We start from the raw sequence: 19,866 nt of genomic DNA, 5'->3' as shown, positions 1-19,866 counted from the left end.
GTCTATTTTCTTAAATTTAATTGTGTTAATACATTTTTGTAAGAATCGAATTTATTTTTCTTTAAATATTCTAACAATTTTTTTCTTCTATTTACTGCTCTTAATAATCCAACCGAAGAGTGTTTGTCTTTTTTGAATTGTTTAATGTGTGCTGAAAGAGTTTCAATTTTTCCTGTTAATAATGCAATTTGTACCTCTGAAGAACCAGTGTCCTTCTCGTGCATTTTTAATTCTTCTGCTTTTTTCGTCATACTATTTATTTTCCTATTTATTTATTTGTTTGTTTGTTTTATTAAGTTTTCTATTTTTTCTGCGTACTCAAAAGAGTCGTCTTTAGCAAAAAGTATTTTTGGTAAATATTTCATAATTATTTTTTTAGATAAAGCTTTTCTAATTAAGAAAGAATATTCTTTTAATTTTTTAATAACTAACTCCGTATCTTTACCACCTAGTGGTAATACATAAGCTTTTGCAATTTTAAGGTCTTGACTCATTTTTACCTCGGTAACCGTTATAGTGTTAGTTTCTAAATTCGGGACCTTAGCTTCATTTCTGGCAAAAATCATGCCTAAAGATTGCCTAATCATCTCTCCAACACGCAATTGTCTCTGTGATACTGGTTTTCCTATTCTATCAGCCATTATACTGTTCTTTCAGTTGAAGTCGTACTATACGCCTCTATTGTATCGTTTTTCTGGAAATCGATAAAGTCTTTAAGCGTTATTCCACATTCTTGACCATTACTAACCTGTTTTGCCTGATCTTTTTCTCTAAAAATAGTACTTATCTTACCAGTATAAATAATTGCTCCATCTCTTACTACTCTAGCAGTTGCGCCACTAGTTATTTCACCTTCGGTTACTTTTGAGCCTGCAACTTTTCCTGTACCTGAAACTTTGAAAATTTCTAGAATTTGAGCTGTACCAATAATTTTTTCCTGAACATCTGGAGCAAGAAGTCCTGACATTCTTAATTTAATATAATCTAAAACTTCATAAATAATATTATAAGAAGATATTACAATTTTTTCATTTTCTGCTAATTTTTTTGCTTCCTTACTTGGTTTAACATTGAATGCAATTAATGCAGCATTAGATGCTTTTGCTAAAGTTACATCTGTTTCAGTTACCATTCCAATATCAGATAAAATTATTTTAAGTTTTACTTCATCATGGGTAATTTGATTGATAGCACTTTTGATTGCCTCTGCAGATCCATGAACGTCTGATTTTATGATAATATTTAATTCTGCAGCTGACTTGTCAGCAAAAGCTGAATCTTGAGTTGCAAAAGTTAAAGGGCTTCCACCAGTTTTAGTTTCCTCTGCTCTAGTCTCACTTAATGTTTTGGCTTCTTTTTCTGAGTCTAAGACAATGAAATCATCTCCTGATTTAGCTGCCCCATTAATTCCGAGAATTTCAACTGGCATTGATGGTGGTGCTTCATTAACGTTTTCTCCTTTATCATTAATTAAAGCTCTTACTTTTCCCCATTTTAATCCACTAACAAAAAAATCACCTTTTTTAATTGTTCCAGATGTAACCACAACTGTTGCAACCGCTCCTCTACCAATATCAATTTTAGATTCTAAAACAATTCCTGTTGCTTTAGACTCAAAGTCAGTTTTTAAGTCTAAAATTTCTACTTGAAGAATAATCGACTCTACCAACTTATCTAAATTCTTTTTATTTTTTGCAGAAATTTCAACCATCAAAGTATCTCCCGATAGATCTTCTGCAATAAGTTCATATTCTAAAAGCTGGTTCTTTATTTTTTGTGGGTCTGCCTCTGGTAAATCACACTTGTTAATTGCTACAACTATTGGAACGTTCGCAGCTTTAGCATGTTTTATAGATTCAATTGTTTGAGGTTTAACACCATCATCTGCAGCAACTACTAATACCACAACGTCTGTCAATTTTGATCCTCTTGCTCTCATTTCTGTAAATGCAGCATGACCTGGTGTGTCAATAAAAGTTAGTTTATTAGATTCGTGCTGTATTTGATAAGCACCAATATGTTGTGTTATTCCACCAAATTCACCAGAAACAACATTTGCACTTCTTAAAACATCTAATACCGAAGTCTTTCCATGATCCACATGACCCATCACAGTTACGATAGGTGGTCTATTCTTTAAATTTTCAGATCTAGACTCTTTTATTTTTTGAATGATTTCTTCTGCTTTTGCTTCTCTAATTGGATTATGACCAAATTCTTTTACCAAATATTCAGCAGTATCTGCTGCTAATGTTTGATTGATAGTAACAGTAACTCCCATTCCAAATAGATGTTTGATTACATTATTTGATTGCTCGGCCATTCTATTGGATAACTCTCTTACTGTTATTGCTTCAGGAATATTCACATCTCTTTTTACTGGCTTTAAGCTTTCTTGAATTTCTTCTTTAGTAAGTTCCCTATTTTCTTTTAATTTTGCTCTTTTAAGCGAAGCCATACTTCTTGATCTTGCTTCAATCTCATCACTTAATGCTCTTGATACTGTTAATTTTAATTCTCTTTTTTTAGTTTCAGGTTTACCTGTGTCCCCTTTGAGTCTTCTAGTTGCCCTTTGCTCAGCTAACTTACGTTTTTCATAATCATTAGTTATTGGAGAAGACGGTTTGGGTGTTGATGTAGTTCTGGGAGGAAAGCTACTTGTAGTTGTTAATGCTGGTTTTGACCTAACACTAGCAGGTCTAGTAAAGTTACCTCTAGGGGCAAATTTGCTAGGTTTTTTTTCAATTACAACGGAATTTTTACTTTGAGTTTTTGCTAACTCTATATTCTCTATCGATTTCTTGGCTATACCAGAAAGTGTTAATTTTGTTTTTTTGTTTTCCATATTTCATTACTCAATCTTTGTAAATTATGTTTCTTGCAGACATAATTAATTCATCCGCTTCTGTTTTTGATAAAGCAAAATCTTCAAGGTATCCTTGGATCTTAATTCTTTCACCTTTCACAACATCATAACCACCAGTTAATTCATCGGAGGCAAGGTCTGCAAAATCTTCTAATTTTAAAATCTTTTGTTCTCCTAAAGTAACTAGCATTCCTGGGGTTAGTCCTTTGTGATTTATAAGATCATCTTGAAGCCCCAAATCTTTAATTCTTTGAGTGATGTCTTCTTGATCTTTTTGGTAAAATTCTTTTGCTCTTTCAATCAAAGCCTTAGCAGTATCTTCCTCTATACCCTCAATTTTCATTAAACTTTCTGGTGAACTATCTTTAATGTCTGAGATTGAAGAAAAACCTTCTGCAACAAGTAATTGTCCCAATGTTTCGTCCAACTCTAAATTTTTAACAAAGTTTTCAGTTTTTTCTTTAAACTCAGATTGTCTTCTTTCTGAATCTTCTGCATCAGTCATTATATTAATTTCATAATTTAATAATTTAGTAGCCAACCTAACATTTTGACCTCTACGACCAATTGCTTTACTTAAATTTTCTTCAGTTAAAATTACATCTAATTTTTTTGCAACACTATCAACGTTTACTCTTTGAACTTCAGCCGGTGACAATGCATTTGAAACTACTATTGCTGGATCTTCAGACCAGTTAACAATATCAATTTTTTCTCCTTGTAATTCATTAACTACTGCTTGAACTCTTGATCCTCTCATTCCAACACAAGCTCCTACTGGATCTAATGAAGTATCAACTGCTTTAACACAGATTTTTGCTCTACTTCCAGGATCTCTTGCTGATGATTTGATTTCAATTAAACCATCATAAATTTCAGGAACTTCTTGAACAAATAATTTTTCCATAAATTTCGGATGTGCTCTTGATAAAAAGATTTGTTGTCCTCTAGCTTCTCTTTTAACATCATAACAATAAGCTTTAACTCTATCACCAGCTTTAATATTTTCTCTAGGGATCATTTCATTTTTTTGAATAATTGCTTCAGTTCTACCTAAATCGACTATCACATTTCCAAACTCTAGACGTTTAACAATTCCACTTAGAATTGTGTCTTTTTTATCTATGAAATCATTGTATTGTCTTTCACGCTCTGCTTCTCTTACATTAAAACTAATAACTTGTTTTGCTGTTTGCGCAGCTATTCTTCCGAAATCAAAAGAGGGAAGCGGTTGTAAAATTTCGTCACCAATTTTTTTATCTTTGTTTACTTCATTTAAAATGATTGCATCTTGAAGATTAATTTCTGTATTTGTATTTTCTGGTTTTTCTACAACTATTAATTTTCTGAAAATTCCAATATCACCACTTTCTCTGTCTATTAAAACTTTAATTTCATTGTCCTGTCCAAATTTTGATTTGGCAGCTTTTGCAATTCCAGTTTCCATGGAGTCAATAATTAATTCTTTATCTATAGACTTTTCTAAAGCAACTGCTTCAGCAATTCTTAATAGTTCTAATTTATCTGATCTTCTATTTAACATAATTTTATTAGCTCCAAAAAAAAATGGGCTAAGGCCCATTCTGCAATTTCAATAATGTAAGGGCAATATATAAAGATTTTTTTTTAATTCAATAGCAACTATTTAGAAAAAACGTCTTTTTTTTCAGTTTTTTCCCATGAAAATGAACCGTTAGCTTCAGGCACTCGCCCAAAGTGACCATAAGCTGCTGTTTTTTCATAAATAGGTTTATTTAAGTCTAGCATTTCTCTTATGCCTCTCGGGCTTAAATCAAAATTTTCTGAGATCTTTTCTGTTACAAATTTATTTTTTTCTAAATCATTATCAAATAAATCTACATAAATTGATAAAGGTTTAGAAACTCCAATTGCGTATGCTAGTTGAATTAAACATCTTTCAGCAATGTTAGATGCAACAATATTTTTAGCAATATATCTTGCTGCATAAGCAGCTGATCTGTCCACTTTGGTTGGATCTTTACCAGAGAAAGCTCCCCCACCATGAGGTGCTGCTCCACCATAAGTATCTACAATAATTTTTCTACCTGTTAAGCCACAATCCCCATCCGGACCACCAATCACAAAATTTCCAGTTGGGTTTATATATAATTCATCTTCATTAAAATCTTTCAAAAACTTTTCTGGAATTGATTTTAATAAATAAGGTTTTAATAATTCTCTAACTTTAGCCTGATCTACATCTGCTGAGTGTTGTGAAGATATAACAACTGATTTTACTTTGGTTGGTTTTCCATCAACATATTCAAACGTAACTTGACTTTTCGAATCTGGCTCAATATTTTTTAATTTTCCAGATTTTCTATCTTCTGCCATTAATCTCAAAATCTCATGAGAATAATGAATTGGTGCAGGCATTAATTCTTCAGTTTCATTACAGGCATAACCAAACATTATTCCTTGGTCACCAGCTCCTTCATCTTTATTACTTGATGAGTCCACACCCATTGCTATATCTGCAGATTGTGCGTGAAGGTGGCTTTCTATTTTTGTAGCTTCTCTCCAAGTAAAACCATCTTGATCGTACCCTATATCCTTGATGCATTCTCTTACTTTTTGAATAAGATCTTCCTCTTTGATGCTCGGTCCTCTTACTTCTCCAGCCAAAACAACTTTGTTTGTAGTGGTTAAAGTTTCACATGCTACTCTTGAAAAAGGATCACCTGAAAGATAGCTATCCACAACCATGTCAGAAATACGATCTGACACTTTGTCTGGATGTCCCTCTGAAACAGACTCACTTGTAAATAAAAATTTTTTTAAGTTACTCATCTTCAATTTTCTTAAATGAAAAAATTAAAAAAATATATAATAAAATAAGTATAAAAAATATCTTATCCCCATAATTCATATAAGGCGTAGATTTAATGACTTTGCTCTCTTTAAAATCAACATAACCAGTAGAGCCAAATTCAACTTTTTTTTCTATAATACCAATTGGATTAATAATGGCAGATATTCCATTATTTGCTGATCTAATTATATACTTTCCACTTTCAATTGATCTAAAGATACTATGTGAAAAATGTTGTTTGGGACCAATAGAATTACCAAACCACCCATCTTCAGAAATGTTGATTATATAATCAAAGTTTTTGTCTTTAAATAATCTATTAGAATAAATAATTTCATAGCAAATTAAGGGAAGTAATTTTAGTTCTATCTTATCATTTTTTATTGAGAGTGCTTTTAAGTTGTTACCTTTTGAAAAAGATTGGTATTCGTTGGTTACTGTTTTAAGTCCTATTAAACCAAGAACTGTTTCAAATGGAGTGAACTCTCCAAATGGAACTAAATTAATCTTATTGTAACTATGAATTAAATCCAATTTATTATTAAAAACTGCCAATGAATTAAAAAATAAATTTTCACTATTTTTAGTCTTTACGCTATTTAAACCCATGATAATTAGATCAGCGTTCCCAAAACTATTTGAAAACAATTCCTTATAGATATCCATATCTCTTAAATAACTGTCCGGAATAATTCCTTCAGGCCATAAAAAAATCGTTGGTTCTTTTTTTTTTGGACTGCTCAAGGTAATTAATTCTTGGATAATCTTTAATTCGTCCTGTCTTGAATAAAATCGATCTAAACTAATATTGGGTGATACAGCTCTTATTGTAAAATTATTTTTAATATTAGTCATAGTATTAAATTGATTAAATTTTAAATTCCCAAAAACTAAAAAGCTTACAGAAACTATTATAAAGAAAAAACAGACAATAATTTCTTTTCTGGTTTTTCTTAAGATAAATATAGCTGGCAAAGTAAACAGAGATATGCAGATTAAATTAAAAGAATAAGTTCCAATTACCGAAAGAATTTGAATAAAATAAATACTTTCTGAAAAACTAAAAGCAATTAAATTCCATGGAAAACCAGTAAGAATGGACCCTCTAATAAATTCAATAGATCCATATAAAATTGAAAAAATAAAAAATGTACTAACAACATTTTTAGAATAAAAAACAGAAAACAAATAAGTTATTAATCCATAAAATATTGCCAGAAAAGCAGGAAATAAAACAATAGCTATTGGTATTAAAAATTTGAAACTTTCATCAAAAGTTAATGAAATTGCAATCCAATATAAACTACATAAAAAATAACCAAAACCAAAAAACCATCCATATTTAAAGAAAGATTTATTATTTGAGTTTTTTTTTTTTTCTGTAAAAAGAAAAATAAAGAATAATGAAAAAGTAAAAAAATTAATTATAAAATAATTATAAGGTGGCAAGCTATAAGAGCTAATAGCACCTAAAAAAAATATATATAATATGTTTAAAAATTTTTTTTTAAACAAGTTAAGCTACTTTTGTTTTAATAAATTTATAAATTTTATCTTCTTCTTTACTCATTTTTTTAAAGTCTTTTAGTTTTGTGTGGTCGTGTCCTAATAAATGAAGAAAACCATGAATAAAAATTTTAACAACTTTTTGCTTAAACTCTAAAATCTTTTGATTTTTTGGTTTATTCATAAACTCATAGCTAATTACTACATCACCAAGATAATTTGATTTTTTTGGGTTAAATTTTTTCTCAAATGGAAATGATAATACATCTGTAGGTTTATTTTTATTTCTAAAATCTTTATTTAGCTTTTTAATATTCTTATTATTTGAAAGTAAAATTGTTAGATTTATTTTGTTACCTATAAATTTATATTTTTTTGGAAAAAATTTTATAATGGAATTAAAAAAAGTGCTATTTTTCCTAATTTTTTTGTTCCAGAGAGTGCACTCTGAAACCACATCAATTTTAATCATTTTCTTGATCTGAGTATGCCTTTACAATCTTAGAGACTAGGGGGTGCCTAACTACATCGGAGTGATCAAAATCTATCACTGAGACTTCATCTAAATGACCTAATAATTTTTTAGATCTATTCAATCCAGACATGTTCTTATGGGGCAAATCGATTTGGGATGGATCACCATTTATAACAATCTTTGAATTCTCTCCAATACGCGTTAGAAACATTTTAATCTGTGTATCTGTTGCATTTTGTGCTTCATCTAAAATCGCAAAAGAATTTTTTAAAGTCCTGCCCCTCATAAATGCTAGTGGTGCTATTTCAATATCACCAACTTCAATCATTCTTTGAATTTTATCAAAATCAAAAAGATCATATAGAGAGTCATATAAAGGTCTTAGATAGGGATCTACTTTTTCCTTCATGTCTCCAGGTAAAAAACCTAATCTTTCACCAGCTTCAACTGCAGGTCTTGATAAAATAATTCTTTCAATCTTTTTATCAAGTAACAATGTCAGTCCAACTGCAACAGCCAAAAATGTTTTGCCCGTTCCTGCGGGACCTGCTGATATAACAATATCACTTTGTCTTAAGGCTCTGACATATTCTTTTTGTCTTTCAGATCTAGGAATAACTGATTTTTTAGGAGTTTTAATTATGTCTAAAACATTTTGATTTTCTACTTTTTCTTTAATCATAAATTCATCTACTGAAGAAAGTATATCTTTTTTTTCTATACTTCCATTATTTACAAACTGGTTGGCTAAAAATTGAATAGCATTTTTTGTAATTTCATTTTTTTTTGGTGTAGATTTTATCAAAATAGAATTACCCCTAGAATATAGGTTAGTATCAGTAATTTTTTCTAGTTCTTTTAAATTTTCATTAAATTCACCAACAACGCCCATTAATAAATCATTGTCTTGAAATATAACGCTCAAAGAATTGTTATCAGAATAGACAAATTTTAAAATAGAACTAATTTTTTTTGGTGCTACTTTATTCAATTTTTAGGCTACCTTCTTTTTGTAGTTTTCATTTAATATGCCAAATAAGCTGTTTTGATTACTATTTGTTATTTCTATTTGCATAACTTTCCCTATGCAGTCTGTGTTGCCATCAAAAATTACTGATGTCATAAACTCAGTTCTACCAAATAATTTAATTCCATCTTTCATTTTATTTTCAACCAAAACATTAAGCGTCTTACCTTCTAGAGATTTGTTTTTATTTATCTGATTTTCAAACAATTTTTTTTGGATTATTTCTAATCTTTCCTTAGATTTTTTTTTTATCTACTAATTCTAAATCAGCAGCTACAGTGCCTGGTCTTGGACTAAAAATAAAAGAATATGAATTAATAAACCCTACTTTTTCAATTAATTTCATCGTATATTTAAAATCATCATCATTTTCTTCTGGGTATCCAATAATAAAATCACTTGAGAACTCTATATTGGGATTAATTTTTTTTAATTTTTCATAAATTATTAAATATTCTTCAATAGTGTGTTTTCTATTCATTTGTTTTAAAATTTTGTTTGATCCACTCTGTACTGGTAGATGGACTAAAGGCATTAGTTTGGTTGATTTTTTATAAACATTTATCAAATCGTCAGTCATGTCTTTAGGATGAGACGTAGTGTACCTGATTCTCTCAAGCTCACTAAGGCTTTCTAGCTCTAATAATAAATCAGATAATCTAAATTTTTTATTTTTATCTTTATAGCTATATGCATTCACATTTTGCCCTAATAAAATAATTTCTTTTGCACCACTTTGAATTAATTCCTTTGCTTCATTTATGATTTGATCAAAAGGTCTGGAATATTCGGGTCCACGTGTATAGGGCACTACACAAAAATGACAGAATTTATCACAACCCTCTTAAATCGTTAAAAATGAAGAAACTTTACTGTCTTTATTTTTAATCTTACTTAAATAATTAAATTTAGAGATTGTATCAAATTCTGTTTCTTCCTCTTTTTTTTTATTTTTTGAATGGTTTAATATTGTCTCATTTATTTTGTGATATGACTGCGGACCAATTACAATATCAATATAAGGTTCTCTTTTTAACATTTCTTGATTTTCAGCTTGGGCAACACATCCTGCAACAATTACGATTGGTTTTTTTTTCTCTCTAAAAATTTTTTTAACTCTTCCTATTTCGTGGTAAACCTTTTCTTTTGCTTTATCACGAATATGACAGGTGTTTAGAAGATAACAATTTGCATCCTCATATTTATCAGTTTTTTCAAAACCAATTTTTTTTACTGTATCAAATATACGGTTTGAGTCATATTCATTCATTTGACAGCCAAATGTTTTAATAAAAATTTTTTTTAACATTATGCTAAGATTTTTTTTTAACCCCATATAATTCTAATTTATGATCGACTAATCGATATCCATACTTGTCTGCAATTTTCTCTTGCAACTTTTCTATCTCTTCATCAACAAATTCTATAATTTCCCCAGATTTAACATCTATTAAATGATCATGATGTCCCTCATTTAATTCTTCGTATCTAGCTTTACCCCCTTTAAAATCATGTTTTGCTAAAATTCCAGATTCCTCAAAAAGCTTTACTGTTCTATATACTGTGGCAATACTTATTTTTGGATCAATCTTTGAAACTCTATTATAAAGTTCATCTACATCTGGATGATCGTTCGACCCTGACATTACTTTTGCAATAATTTTTCTTTGATCTGTAAGTTTGACCCCTTTGGCTAAGCATTTTTGTTCAATATTTTCTGACATTTTTAATTTTAACCTAAATAAATAGGATTAATCAAATTCTTTTTAATTTTAAATTTTTCACATAAACTAGGGACATCTTCATACTGAACTAAATCAAATCCCTTAAAATCCTCAAAACTAAAGCAATAGTAATTGATTTTTTTAGTTAGAAATAAAGCTTTAATTGTCGCTAACGAGTTTCTAATTCCTGCAAAACTACCTGGACCTCTATTAACATAAATAACATCAATTTGATCTAAAGAAGAAGAATTTACCTTTAAAAAATCATTAATTAAGATCATTAATTTTTCAAAATTAATTTTACTATTTTCATGACTACAAGTATAAATATTTTCATCAACTATGAGTGTTAAAAAAATTTTATCTCTTGTGGCATCTACTATTAAATTTTTCATTATAATAATGTTATTTGCCATCATTTGTAATGCAGAAGAAAATAATATCAAATATTATTCTGAAGATAGCGGCATTCTTTCTTTAATGTACCACCGATTTGATGAAAATAAGTATCCTACAACAAATATACGAATGGATATTTTCAAAAAACAAATGTCCATAATAGATAACTTAAATTATAAGTTTTATGATCCAAAATATTTATCAAAAAGATTTGGTATTACAAAAAATAAAAAAGAAATACTTATTACTATAGACGATGCATTTTTATCTTTTTATAAAGTTGCATGGCCATATTTAAAGAGTGAGAAAATTCCTTTTATTTTATTTGTTTCAACTGAAGCTGTAGGTAAAACTGGCTATATGAGCTGGGAACAAATTCAAGAAATAGAGAAAGAGCCATTTGTGTATATTGGGAATCATTCACATTCACATGGTTATTTAATTGGCCTAGAAACAAAAAATTTTTTGTCTGATATCAATACTTCAATTAAAATTTTTAATCAGCATTTAGGTTATAATCCAATTTTTTTTTCATACCCATTTGGTGAATATAGCAAAACTATAAAGGATTTTATTTCCAAAAATTTTACTTTTGCTTTTGGTCAACATTCTGGTGTTATGGATGTTAACAAAGATCCTCATGAATTACCTAGATTTCCAATTAATGAAAAATATGGTGACCTAGAAAGATTTAAATTTTTAGTTAATCTTAGTCCCCTTCAATACAAGTCTTTAAACCCTGAAGATAAATATATTACAAATAACAATCCACCAAAGCTATCTGTTGAATTTTTTGAAAATCAAAAAAATATAGAAAATATTAATTGTTTTTCTGACGAGGGAAATGGATGGGATAAGTCAAATATTACTTTTAATAAAAATGTAATGAAATTAAACTTTAGAGAAAAATTTACATTCAGAAGAGGTAGGGTTAATTGTTCACTTAATGATAATGGAAAATGGAGATGGTTTGGTGTGCAGTTTTCAATAAAACAGAATTAAATTAAACTGTTAAGCTCAATACTTAAAGGCATTAATTTAGCATCATCAAAATCAATTAGATTATTTTGTTCAATTATTTGTTGTAAAATTTTAACATATTGTTTTCCAGTTTCTGCATATTTATCAAGATACTTCGATAAAATCATGCTATCTAATTTCTTACCATTACCTCTCAACTCGGCTCTAGCGCCTCTAAAATTTTTATAGCTCGAATGTGTATTTAAATTTCTCTGATACGCTTTTACAGAGGCTTGTAATACATTAAATTTCATAACTTTATGTGTACTATCATCATCGGCTCCGGATGGCTTTATTCCCTCACCAGACCAAGTCCATTGACCAAATAACGCGTTCCCTTCTTGCGCAAATCTTGATGTTCCCCAGCCAGTTTCTTTTGCTGCTTGAGCAATTGCCATGGAAACCGGCACCTCATCCATTCTAATTTTTAAAGTAGATAAATCTTTGTTTACTACCCCATATTGTTTAAATTTTGAATTTAGCCAGCCCTGTTCTGCTTTTGTGTTTTTACTTTTCTTTAAAACACTAAAAAGCTTATTTCGGTCTGATTTAATATTATTATTTTCTGCTAAGATTAATGGTAAGATAATTTGTATAAAGAAATCTTTTCTTTTTTTAGTGTTTTCTATTTTTGTTATCTCAGATGGCAATATGGTTAGTGAGATTGGTTTAACTAATTTATTTTTTCTTATATCTTCTAAATTATAATCTGTTGATTTAAATAACTCTTCAATTGTAGCCGCGCTCAATCTCACACTATCCTTGGGTTGCTCATCAAATGTGAGTACATCTTCAAATAAAAATTTTTCATCTAAACCATCGTCTAATTTTAGGTCTTGGTTCTTTAATATTTTTTTTTGATTTTGTTTAGAAATATCTTCATAATTTTTAGATAATATCTTTTTTTCTTCTGTAAGATCGATTGTTAATGGAGTAATAAAAAAAATTGAAATTATTATCAGACTAGCTAAAAATGTTTTTGACAAAACATCAAGACCAATAACTTCATTTTTAATTTTTTGCTTACTTACGCTAAATCCTTTTTTTTTTAGATATTTTTTTATTTCTAAAATAGAAAACTTATTTTTTTTCATATTTATATTGCTACTACTTCTTTTACCTCAGGTAGATAGTGGCACAAAAGATTTTGTACACCTTGTTTAAGTGTCATTGTTGAGCTTGGGCATCCAGAACAGCTCCCTTGTAATTCTACTTTAACAATTCCATCTTTAAATTCTTTAAACTTAATATCACCCCCATCTTTTGCAACAGCAGGTCTAATCTTTGACTCTAAAATACTTATAATTTGTTTTTCAATTTCAGTATATTCTTCTTTTTTTTCTCCAAGCAACTCATCAGCAATTACAAAATCTTTTCCTGTAGAATAAAAATCATTAATCAGCGAAATAGCTATATGTTTAATATCTTCCCAATTTACTTCTTCAATTTTATTTATAGATATAAAATCGTTTCCTAAAAATACGCCTGTTACTCCATTAATTGATAAAATATTTCTTACCAGTTCATTATCGGTTTCTTCTTTTTTTGTTACTTCAAATGACCCATTATTGGAAACTGCCTTTCCAGGCAAAAACTTAAGTGAATTAGGGTTTGGTGTTACTTCCGTCTGAACAAACATATATTTATATATAGAGGTAAATGTCTAAATTTAAACCAATTAATAAATATATTTAATTAAAAACCCACTAATTCTTTCATTTCTTTCATCTTTTTTGAGGCAATTTTATCTGCTTTATTAGATCCTTCTAATAAAACTGAATCTAAGAACTTTTGATCCTCTAATAACTTTTTAATTTCTTTTGAAATTGGTCCAATTCTTTCAATTAAAACTTCTGATAATTTTTCTTTAAATTCTGAAAAGTTTTTTCCATTGAATTCAGTTATAGATTTTTCTAAATTTTGGTTTTTTAAACTAGAATAAATTCCCAATAAATTTTCTGCTTCTGGTCTTTCTGCTAGATTATTAATTGTTTCTGGCAAAGGTAATGGATCTGTTTTAGCTTTTTTTATTTTATTTATCATTTCATCTTTATTGTCTGTAAGGTTAATTCTACTTAAATCTGATGGATCTGACTTGCTCATTTTTTTTATTCCATCTTTAAGGCTCATTATTCTAGAAAATTGTTTTTGAATTAATGGCTCTGGTACTTTCAAAAAATCTGTTACTTCAAAATCGTTATTAAATTTTTGAGCAATGTCTCTACAAAGTTCTAGATGTTGTTTTTGATCATTTCCAACTGGAACATGAGTTGAATCATAAAGCAAAATATCTGCAGCCATCAAGACTGGGTATGAATAAAGACCAATACTAGCTTTTTCTTTATCTTTTCCAGCTTTTTCTTTAAATTGTGTCATCCTATTAAGCCAACCCATTCTTGAAACACAACTTAAAATCCACGCAGCTTCTGAGTGTGCTGAAACCATCGATTGATTAAAGATTGTGCTTTGTGCCGGATCAATTCCACATGCAATAAATGTAGCCACAGTTTCTCTGATATTTTTTTTTTAATTCTTTTGGGTCTTGCTTAACTGTTATTGCATGCAGATCAACAACACAAAAAATGCATTCATTTTCTTTTTCATTTTGGAGTTCTACGAAGTTTTTGATTGCACCAAGATAGTTTCCTAGATGAAGGTTTCCTGTTGGTTGGACTCCTGAAAAAATTTTTTTACCCATGACTAGTAGTTTAAATTAATATCGCTTCTTTTAAAAGCCTTGATTAAAATTGCAATCACAATATAAAATATTAATCCTAATACAACTGCACCAATTAAATAAATAGCTTTAAAGCTTGCTTCATAAAGCAACTTGTCATTAAAAAAATGAATTACATAATTAAAGAATATTCCCATTAACACTGAAGCTAATAAAATCTTAATAAAGCTATTTAAAAATACTAAATTAAAACTGAATAAATTTTTTGTTTTTAAAAAAATGAATAATAAAATGGCGTTACACCAGGATGATATAGTGGTTGCTATTGGTATAATTATGAACCCAATTTCCTTAAAAAAAACTACACTAATAAACACATTCAACAAAACAGAAGTTAAAGAAATATAAAAAGGAACCTTTGTATTATGTCGTGCGAAAAAAAAAGCTGAAAAAACTTTAATAAGAGAAAATGCTGGTAATCCAATTGCAAAGTAGAATAAAGCTTTTGCAGAATTTATAACGCTTAATTCATTGAAAGAACCATACCCAAATAAAGAAGATATAATTTCTTCAGACGCAATAAGTAATGCTAGTGATGCTGGAATGCTTAAAAACAAACTTAACTCTAGTGCTTTATTTTGAATCAAGTTTATTTTTTCTTTTTTATTACTCTGAACATGTTTGGAAAGTTGAGGAAGTATTACTGTTCCTATTGCAATTCCTGCAATAGCAAGATTTATTTGATAAATTCTATCTGCGTAATAAAGATAAGATACTGCGCTAGCTTGAAAAGATGCAATGATTGTCCCTACTAAAATATTTATCTGAGTAACGCCAGAAGAAAAAATACTAGGAAGTAATTTTTTAAAAAAAAGTTTAATTTTGTTATCAATTTTAAATGACAAATTAATTTTAGGAGTAAAGTATTTCTTTACAAAAAAATACAAGAAAATAAACTGTAAGATCCCTGAGATTGTTACGGCATAAGACAGATAATATACTAATTGATCATTTAAAATTTTTCCAAAGATTAATACTCCAATTAAAAGAATATTCAAAATTATAGGTGCGGCCGAAGCTATGGCAAATTTATTATGCGAATTTAAAATAGCAGAAAAAAAAGATGCCAAACTAATAAATATTAAAAAAGGGAAAGTAATTCTTGTCAAAGTTATAGCTAATTCCATTTTTTGATAATCACCATCAAAACCTGGTGCTATCAAAAAGACAAATATTGGCATCATTATCTCAATAACAAGGACTAAAAAAAACAACGCTATTGTCAATAATGTAAAAATATTATTTGCAAATTTTTGTGATTTTCTTTTATTATTTAATACTGATGAATAACTAGGCACAAAAGCTGCATTAAATGTTCCTTCTGAAAATAATCGTCTAAATGTGTTTGGTATCCTGAATGCCACGAAAAAGGTATCTGCTAATGGGCCTGCACCCAGAAAAACAGCTATCAATATATCTCTTAGGTAACCCAATAATCTGCTTATTATTGTAAAAAAACTAAATGTGCCTGTTGACTTAATTAGGTTCATAAATCATATTAGTCTTAAATTCGTCCCATTTGTATATCTAATTAACATAAATGAAAAAAACTAAAACAGACCATTACACTGATAAGGAAGCTTTAGATTTCCACAGCAAGAATAAACCTGGAAAAATTGAGATCAATTCTTCTAAGCCAATGACTACTAAAAGAGATTTGGCACTAGCTTATTCTCCAGGTGTTGCTGTACCAGTACAGGCAATTGCTGATGATCCAGAAACTGCCTATGATTATACATCTAAAGGAAATTTAGTTGCAGTTATAAGTAATGGCTCAGCTATTTTAGGAATGGGTAATTTGGGTGCCCTGGCATCTAAACCTGTAATGGAGGGTAAAGCAGTTTTGTTTAAAAGATTTGCTGACATAGATTCTATAGACTTAGAAATTGACTCTCAAGACCCTGATGAAATTATTAATAGTATTAAAAATTTTGCGTGCAGCTTTGGGGGAATAAACTTAGAAGATATAGCTGCTCCAGATTGTTTTGTTATTGAAGACAAATTAAAAGAAATTTTAGACATTCCTGTTTTTCACGATGATCAACATGGAACAGCAATAATAACAACAGCGGCATTAATTAATGCTCTTAATATTAGTGGCAAATCAATAAATGATATTAAAGTTGTTGTAAATGGTGCTGGTGCGTCAGCAATGGCTTGTACTAATTTATTTAAAAATAGTGGTGTTCCTCAAAAAAATATTATTATGGTTGATAGATCTGGGGTTATCTATCGAGGAAGGAAAGGGTTAAACCAGTGGAAATCTTCCCATGCTAATGAAACAAAATTTAGAACATTAGATGAAGCAATTAATGGTGCTGATGTTTTTTTGGGGCTTTCTGCAAAAGGTGCTCTTTCAAAAAGTATGGTTAAAAAAATGGCAAAAAATCCCATAATTTTTGCTTGTGCTAATCCAGATCCAGAAATAACTCCTGAAGAAATAATGGAAGTTAGAGACGATGCAATTATAGCAACAGGAAGATCAGATTATCCCAATCAAGTAAATAATTTAATAGGGTTTCCTTATGTGTTTAGAGGAGCTCTTGATGTTAGGGCAAAAACCATTAATGAAGAAATGAAAGTAGCTGCTGCAGATGCAATAGCAAAACTTACAAGAGAAGATGTTCCTGATGAAGTGGTAGCTGCGATGGGTGGTGATAGGCCTCATTATGGAAAAGATTATATAATTCCATCAACTTTTGACCCAAGATTAATTAGTGTAATACCAGCGGCTGTTGCAAAAGCTGCAATGGATAGTGGAGTTGCAAGGAAACATATTGATGATTTTGAAACATATAAAGAGCAACTAAAACAAAGACTTAACCCATCCCTTACAATTATGCAGGGTATTAATTCTTATATTAAAAAAAATCAAAAAAGAATCGTTTTTGCAGACGGCGAAGACAAAAATACCCTTAAAGCTGCAATTGCATTTAAAAATTCAAAGTTAGGGGTTCCAATTTTAGTTGGTAAAAAAGAAAAAATTAAAGAAAGAATACAAGAGATTGGTTACAATGAAAACTTTGATATCGAAATAGTTAATTCTGAAGACACAAAAAAAAAGAAAAAAGTACGTAAATTTTTTATTTGAAAAAATGCAAAGAGAGCAAGGTCTTTTAGAAAGAGACTGTGATAGATTGGTTAGAAATGACAGAGTTATATGGGCGTCTTGCATGGTTTCCTGTGGTGATGCAGATGGTGCTGTCACTGGAAATACTAGAAGATTTGGAGCCTCTTTTGATAAAGTTACACAAGTTATAGATGCTAGACCAGGTGAAATCATGTTTGGATTAAACATGGTTGTTGCAAAAGGAAAAACAATTTTTGTTGGGGACACAAGCGTAAATGAATACCCAAGTTCAGAAGAGCTTGCTGAGATCGCAATTTCATCTGCAAGAGTGGTTAAAATGTTTGGTTTTGTTCCAAAAGTTGCTTTTGTTTCTCACTCTACTTTTGGTCAGCCTCTAACGAGTAGAACTAAGCATATAAAAAAAGCTGTTGAAATTTTAAAGCATAAAAGTGTAGATTTTGATTTTGATGGGGACATGCAGCCAGATGTTGCATTAAATGAAGAATACAAAGAACTATATCCTTTTTCAAGTATTGTTGGAAATGCAAATATTTTAATAATGCCCGGGCAACATAGTGCTGCTATTTCATATAAAATGATGAAAAGCTTGGGTGATACAAAAGTTATTGGCCCACTTCTAATCGGCTTAGGTCAACCTATTGAAATAGCCCCTTTAAGATCTTCTACCTCTGAGATTATAAATTTAGCTTCTGTTGCCGCTTACTCCGCAGATGTAATTGATTATAAAAAAAATTAATTCTTTTGAATTCTTAAATCTTCAGCCAAGACTATACTTGCTATAACATCCTCAACATCAAGTATCTCTTTTGCCTCACTTATCACTATTTTTTTTTCTTCTGCTGTCAAAGAAATTCCATAAATAAATATTTTTTTCTTATAAGTATCTATTTGGTAATTCGTTGAATTAATTTTTTTGTTAAGAATTAAAGCCGCACGTAATTGAGAAGTTATTAATAAATCTTTTGCTGATCGTTGAAAGTTAAAATCTTCTTTTAATTTAATATCATTTTTAACCGATCTAACTCCTTTAGTTTCCCATGCTAACTTAGTAATTTGAAGTTTTTCTTCCGGGTCATCTACTTTACCAGTTAAAAAAATTCTTCCATCTAAAACCTTTGTATTTAAAGATATTAAATAATTTTTATCTCTCAATATTAGTCTTGCTGCTAGATTTTTTTGCATAACAGAATCATCTATTTGAGTACCTAAAGATCTTGGGTCAAGTGCAACACTAACACCTGTTCCAAATATACCTTTTGAACTTATACCCACACATCCTGTAAAAATTAAAAAGATTAAGCTTATTAAAATAATTTTATTTTTCATTTTTTAATTTTAAACAATAATTATAAATTTCTTTTTTTGGCACATTAGAGTTTTGACTAATTAAATCTGTAATATCTTTAATACTTAGTTTTTTAATCATTTTTCGAATATTTTTTTTATCAGATTCTTTTAAAATTATCGAAGAGTTTCTTTCCTTTGTTTTTTCAGAAATAACAATTGTCAATTCTCCTTTTGGGTCAGATTTAAATACTTCAAGTTTATTAACATCAGTCCTAATAAACTCTTCGTAAAACTTGGTCATTTCCCTACATATTAAAATTTTTCTGTCCAGAAAGTATTCTTTTATATCTTTAACCGATCTATTAAATTTTCTTGGTGATATAAAAAAAACAATACAACCCTCTGTGTTTCTCAGTTTTTCAAAATCTTCTTTCAGTTTGTTATTTTTTTCAGGAAAAAATCCATAGAAATAATATTTTTCACTAAAACCACTTATTGATACAGCTGATGAAACTGCAGAAGCTCCTGGTATTGGATAAATATTAATTTTATTGATTAAACACTCATTAATCAATACTGCACCTGGATCTGAAACTGAAGGTGTTCCTGCATCAGAAATTAGAGAAACAATACAATCTGATTTCAAAATTTCAATAATCTTAGATAGATTTTTTTTTTCATTAAATTTATGATTTGAAATAAGCCTAGACTTAATTTCATAACGATCTAATAAATTTTTTGAAGTGCGTGTATCTTCACAAAGTATATAATCTGATTTTTTAAGCACCTCTAGGGCTCTTAAGGTGATATCACTTAAATTTCCAATCGGTGTAGAAACTATGTAAAGGCCACATTTAATTTTATTATTTATGCTGTCTGTATCTAGAATCATTAAATTATA

At 29.2% G+C, this 19,866-nt stretch carries 16 protein-coding genes and 3 pseudogenes; 2 read left to right on the top strand and 17 right to left on the bottom strand.

The features are described from left to right. Positions 1-2: 2 nt before the first annotated feature. The 11 genes and pseudogenes from rpsO to ABXT52_RS07145 form a co-directional block, all read right to left on the bottom strand. Entirely contained in the window at positions 3-251 is a 249-nt protein-coding gene (gene rpsO / locus ABXT52_RS07195; protein WP_006997516.1) for a 30S ribosomal protein S15, read from the bottom strand. Positions 252-272: 21 nt separating this feature from the next. Further along, positions 273-641 carry a 30S ribosome-binding factor RbfA gene (rbfA, locus tag ABXT52_RS07190; RefSeq protein ID WP_271480381.1) on the bottom strand — a complete coding sequence of 123 codons (369 nt, stop codon included), beginning with the start codon at positions 639-641 and terminating at the stop codon, positions 273-275. Next, positions 641-2,845, bottom strand: coding sequence for a translation initiation factor IF-2 (gene infB, locus ABXT52_RS07185; RefSeq protein WP_415271863.1), 2,205 nt, complete (start codon positions 2,843-2,845; stop codon positions 641-643). The genes rbfA and infB overlap by 1 nt, the downstream gene beginning before the upstream one ends. Before the next feature lie 10 nt (positions 2,846-2,855). After that, a complete protein-coding gene (gene nusA, locus ABXT52_RS07180; protein WP_415271862.1) occupies positions 2,856-4,409 on the bottom strand; it encodes a transcription termination factor NusA in 1,554 nt (517 codons plus the stop codon). A gap of 98 nt (positions 4,410-4,507) precedes the next feature. Then, positions 4,508-5,677 (bottom strand): methionine adenosyltransferase, encoded by a 1,170-nt coding sequence (metK, locus tag ABXT52_RS07175; RefSeq protein WP_415271861.1) that lies wholly within the window; start codon positions 5,675-5,677, stop codon positions 4,508-4,510. After that, positions 5,670-7,214 carry an apolipoprotein N-acyltransferase gene (gene lnt, locus ABXT52_RS07170; protein WP_415271860.1) on the bottom strand — a complete coding sequence of 515 codons (1,545 nt, stop codon included), beginning with the start codon at positions 7,212-7,214 and terminating at the stop codon, positions 5,670-5,672. The genes metK and lnt overlap by 8 nt, the downstream gene beginning before the upstream one ends. A 1-nt stretch (position 7,215) precedes the next feature. Then, positions 7,216-7,677: an rRNA maturation RNase YbeY gene (gene ybeY / locus ABXT52_RS07165; RefSeq protein WP_415271859.1), complete on the bottom strand. Its 462-nt coding sequence runs from the start codon at positions 7,675-7,677 to the stop codon at positions 7,216-7,218. Then, positions 7,670-8,671, bottom strand: a complete 1,002-nt coding sequence (locus ABXT52_RS07160) for a PhoH family protein (protein ID WP_415271858.1) — start codon at positions 8,669-8,671, stop codon at positions 7,670-7,672. Before ABXT52_RS07160 ends, ybeY begins: the two co-directional genes overlap by 8 nt. Before the next feature lie 3 nt (positions 8,672-8,674). Continuing rightward, positions 8,675-10,043, bottom strand: a pseudogene (gene miaB / locus ABXT52_RS07155) (tRNA (N6-isopentenyl adenosine(37)-C2)-methylthiotransferase MiaB). Next, positions 10,021-10,431 carry a Fur family transcriptional regulator gene (locus ABXT52_RS07150; RefSeq protein WP_415271857.1) on the bottom strand — a complete coding sequence of 137 codons (411 nt, stop codon included), beginning with the start codon at positions 10,429-10,431 and terminating at the stop codon, positions 10,021-10,023. The pseudogene miaB and the gene ABXT52_RS07150 overlap by 23 nt, the downstream one beginning before the upstream one ends. A gap of 8 nt (positions 10,432-10,439) precedes the next feature. Then, entirely contained in the window at positions 10,440-10,826 is a 387-nt protein-coding gene (locus ABXT52_RS07145) for a peptidase M22 (RefSeq protein ID WP_415271856.1), read from the bottom strand. Between the two features lie 7 nt (positions 10,827-10,833). Between ABXT52_RS07145 and ABXT52_RS07140 the strand changes: the two genes are divergently transcribed. Further along, entirely contained in the window at positions 10,834-11,832 is a 999-nt protein-coding gene (locus tag ABXT52_RS07140; RefSeq protein WP_415271855.1) for a polysaccharide deacetylase family protein, read from the top strand. On the opposite strand, the gene ABXT52_RS07135 is transcribed toward ABXT52_RS07140, so the two are convergent. From ABXT52_RS07135 to murJ, 4 genes and pseudogenes are all read right to left on the bottom strand, one after another. After that, positions 11,829-12,944, bottom strand: coding sequence for a glucosaminidase domain-containing protein (locus ABXT52_RS07135; protein WP_415271854.1), 1,116 nt, complete (start codon positions 12,942-12,944; stop codon positions 11,829-11,831). The two genes, ABXT52_RS07140 and ABXT52_RS07135, sit on opposite strands and share 4 nt — an antisense overlap. A gap of 2 nt (positions 12,945-12,946) precedes the next feature. Continuing rightward, on the bottom strand, positions 12,947-13,489 hold the full coding sequence (locus ABXT52_RS07130) for a NifU family protein (protein ID WP_415271853.1): 543 nt from the start codon (positions 13,487-13,489) through the stop codon (positions 12,947-12,949). Positions 13,490-13,545: 56 nt separating this feature from the next. Further along, positions 13,546-14,548: pseudogene (gene trpS / locus ABXT52_RS07125) on the bottom strand (tryptophan--tRNA ligase). A gap of 2 nt (positions 14,549-14,550) precedes the next feature. Further along, a complete protein-coding gene (murJ, locus tag ABXT52_RS07120; RefSeq protein ID WP_415271852.1) occupies positions 14,551-16,077 on the bottom strand; it encodes a murein biosynthesis integral membrane protein MurJ in 1,527 nt (508 codons plus the stop codon). Between the two features lie 50 nt (positions 16,078-16,127). Here murJ and ABXT52_RS07115 point away from each other — a divergent pair. Continuing rightward, positions 16,128-18,414, top strand: a pseudogene (locus ABXT52_RS07115) (NADP-dependent malic enzyme). Here the strand turns inward: ABXT52_RS07115 and ABXT52_RS07110 are convergent. Then, positions 18,411-19,004, bottom strand: a complete 594-nt coding sequence (locus ABXT52_RS07110; RefSeq protein WP_415271851.1) for a BON domain-containing protein — start codon at positions 19,002-19,004, stop codon at positions 18,411-18,413. The pseudogene ABXT52_RS07115 and the gene ABXT52_RS07110 sit on opposite strands and share 4 nt — an antisense overlap. Next, positions 18,994-19,857, bottom strand: a complete 864-nt coding sequence (gene rsmI, locus ABXT52_RS07105; protein ID WP_415271850.1) for a 16S rRNA (cytidine(1402)-2'-O)-methyltransferase — start codon at positions 19,855-19,857, stop codon at positions 18,994-18,996. Before rsmI ends, ABXT52_RS07110 begins: the two co-directional genes overlap by 11 nt. Positions 19,858-19,866: the final 9 nt, after the last annotated feature.

The organism is Candidatus Pelagibacter sp. Uisw_121 (assembly GCF_047722545.1).
GTDB lineage: Bacteria > Pseudomonadota > Alphaproteobacteria > Pelagibacterales > Pelagibacteraceae > Pelagibacter.
Note: the sequence above shows the minus strand (reverse complement) of the source record. Positions and strands in the feature narration are given on the sequence as shown.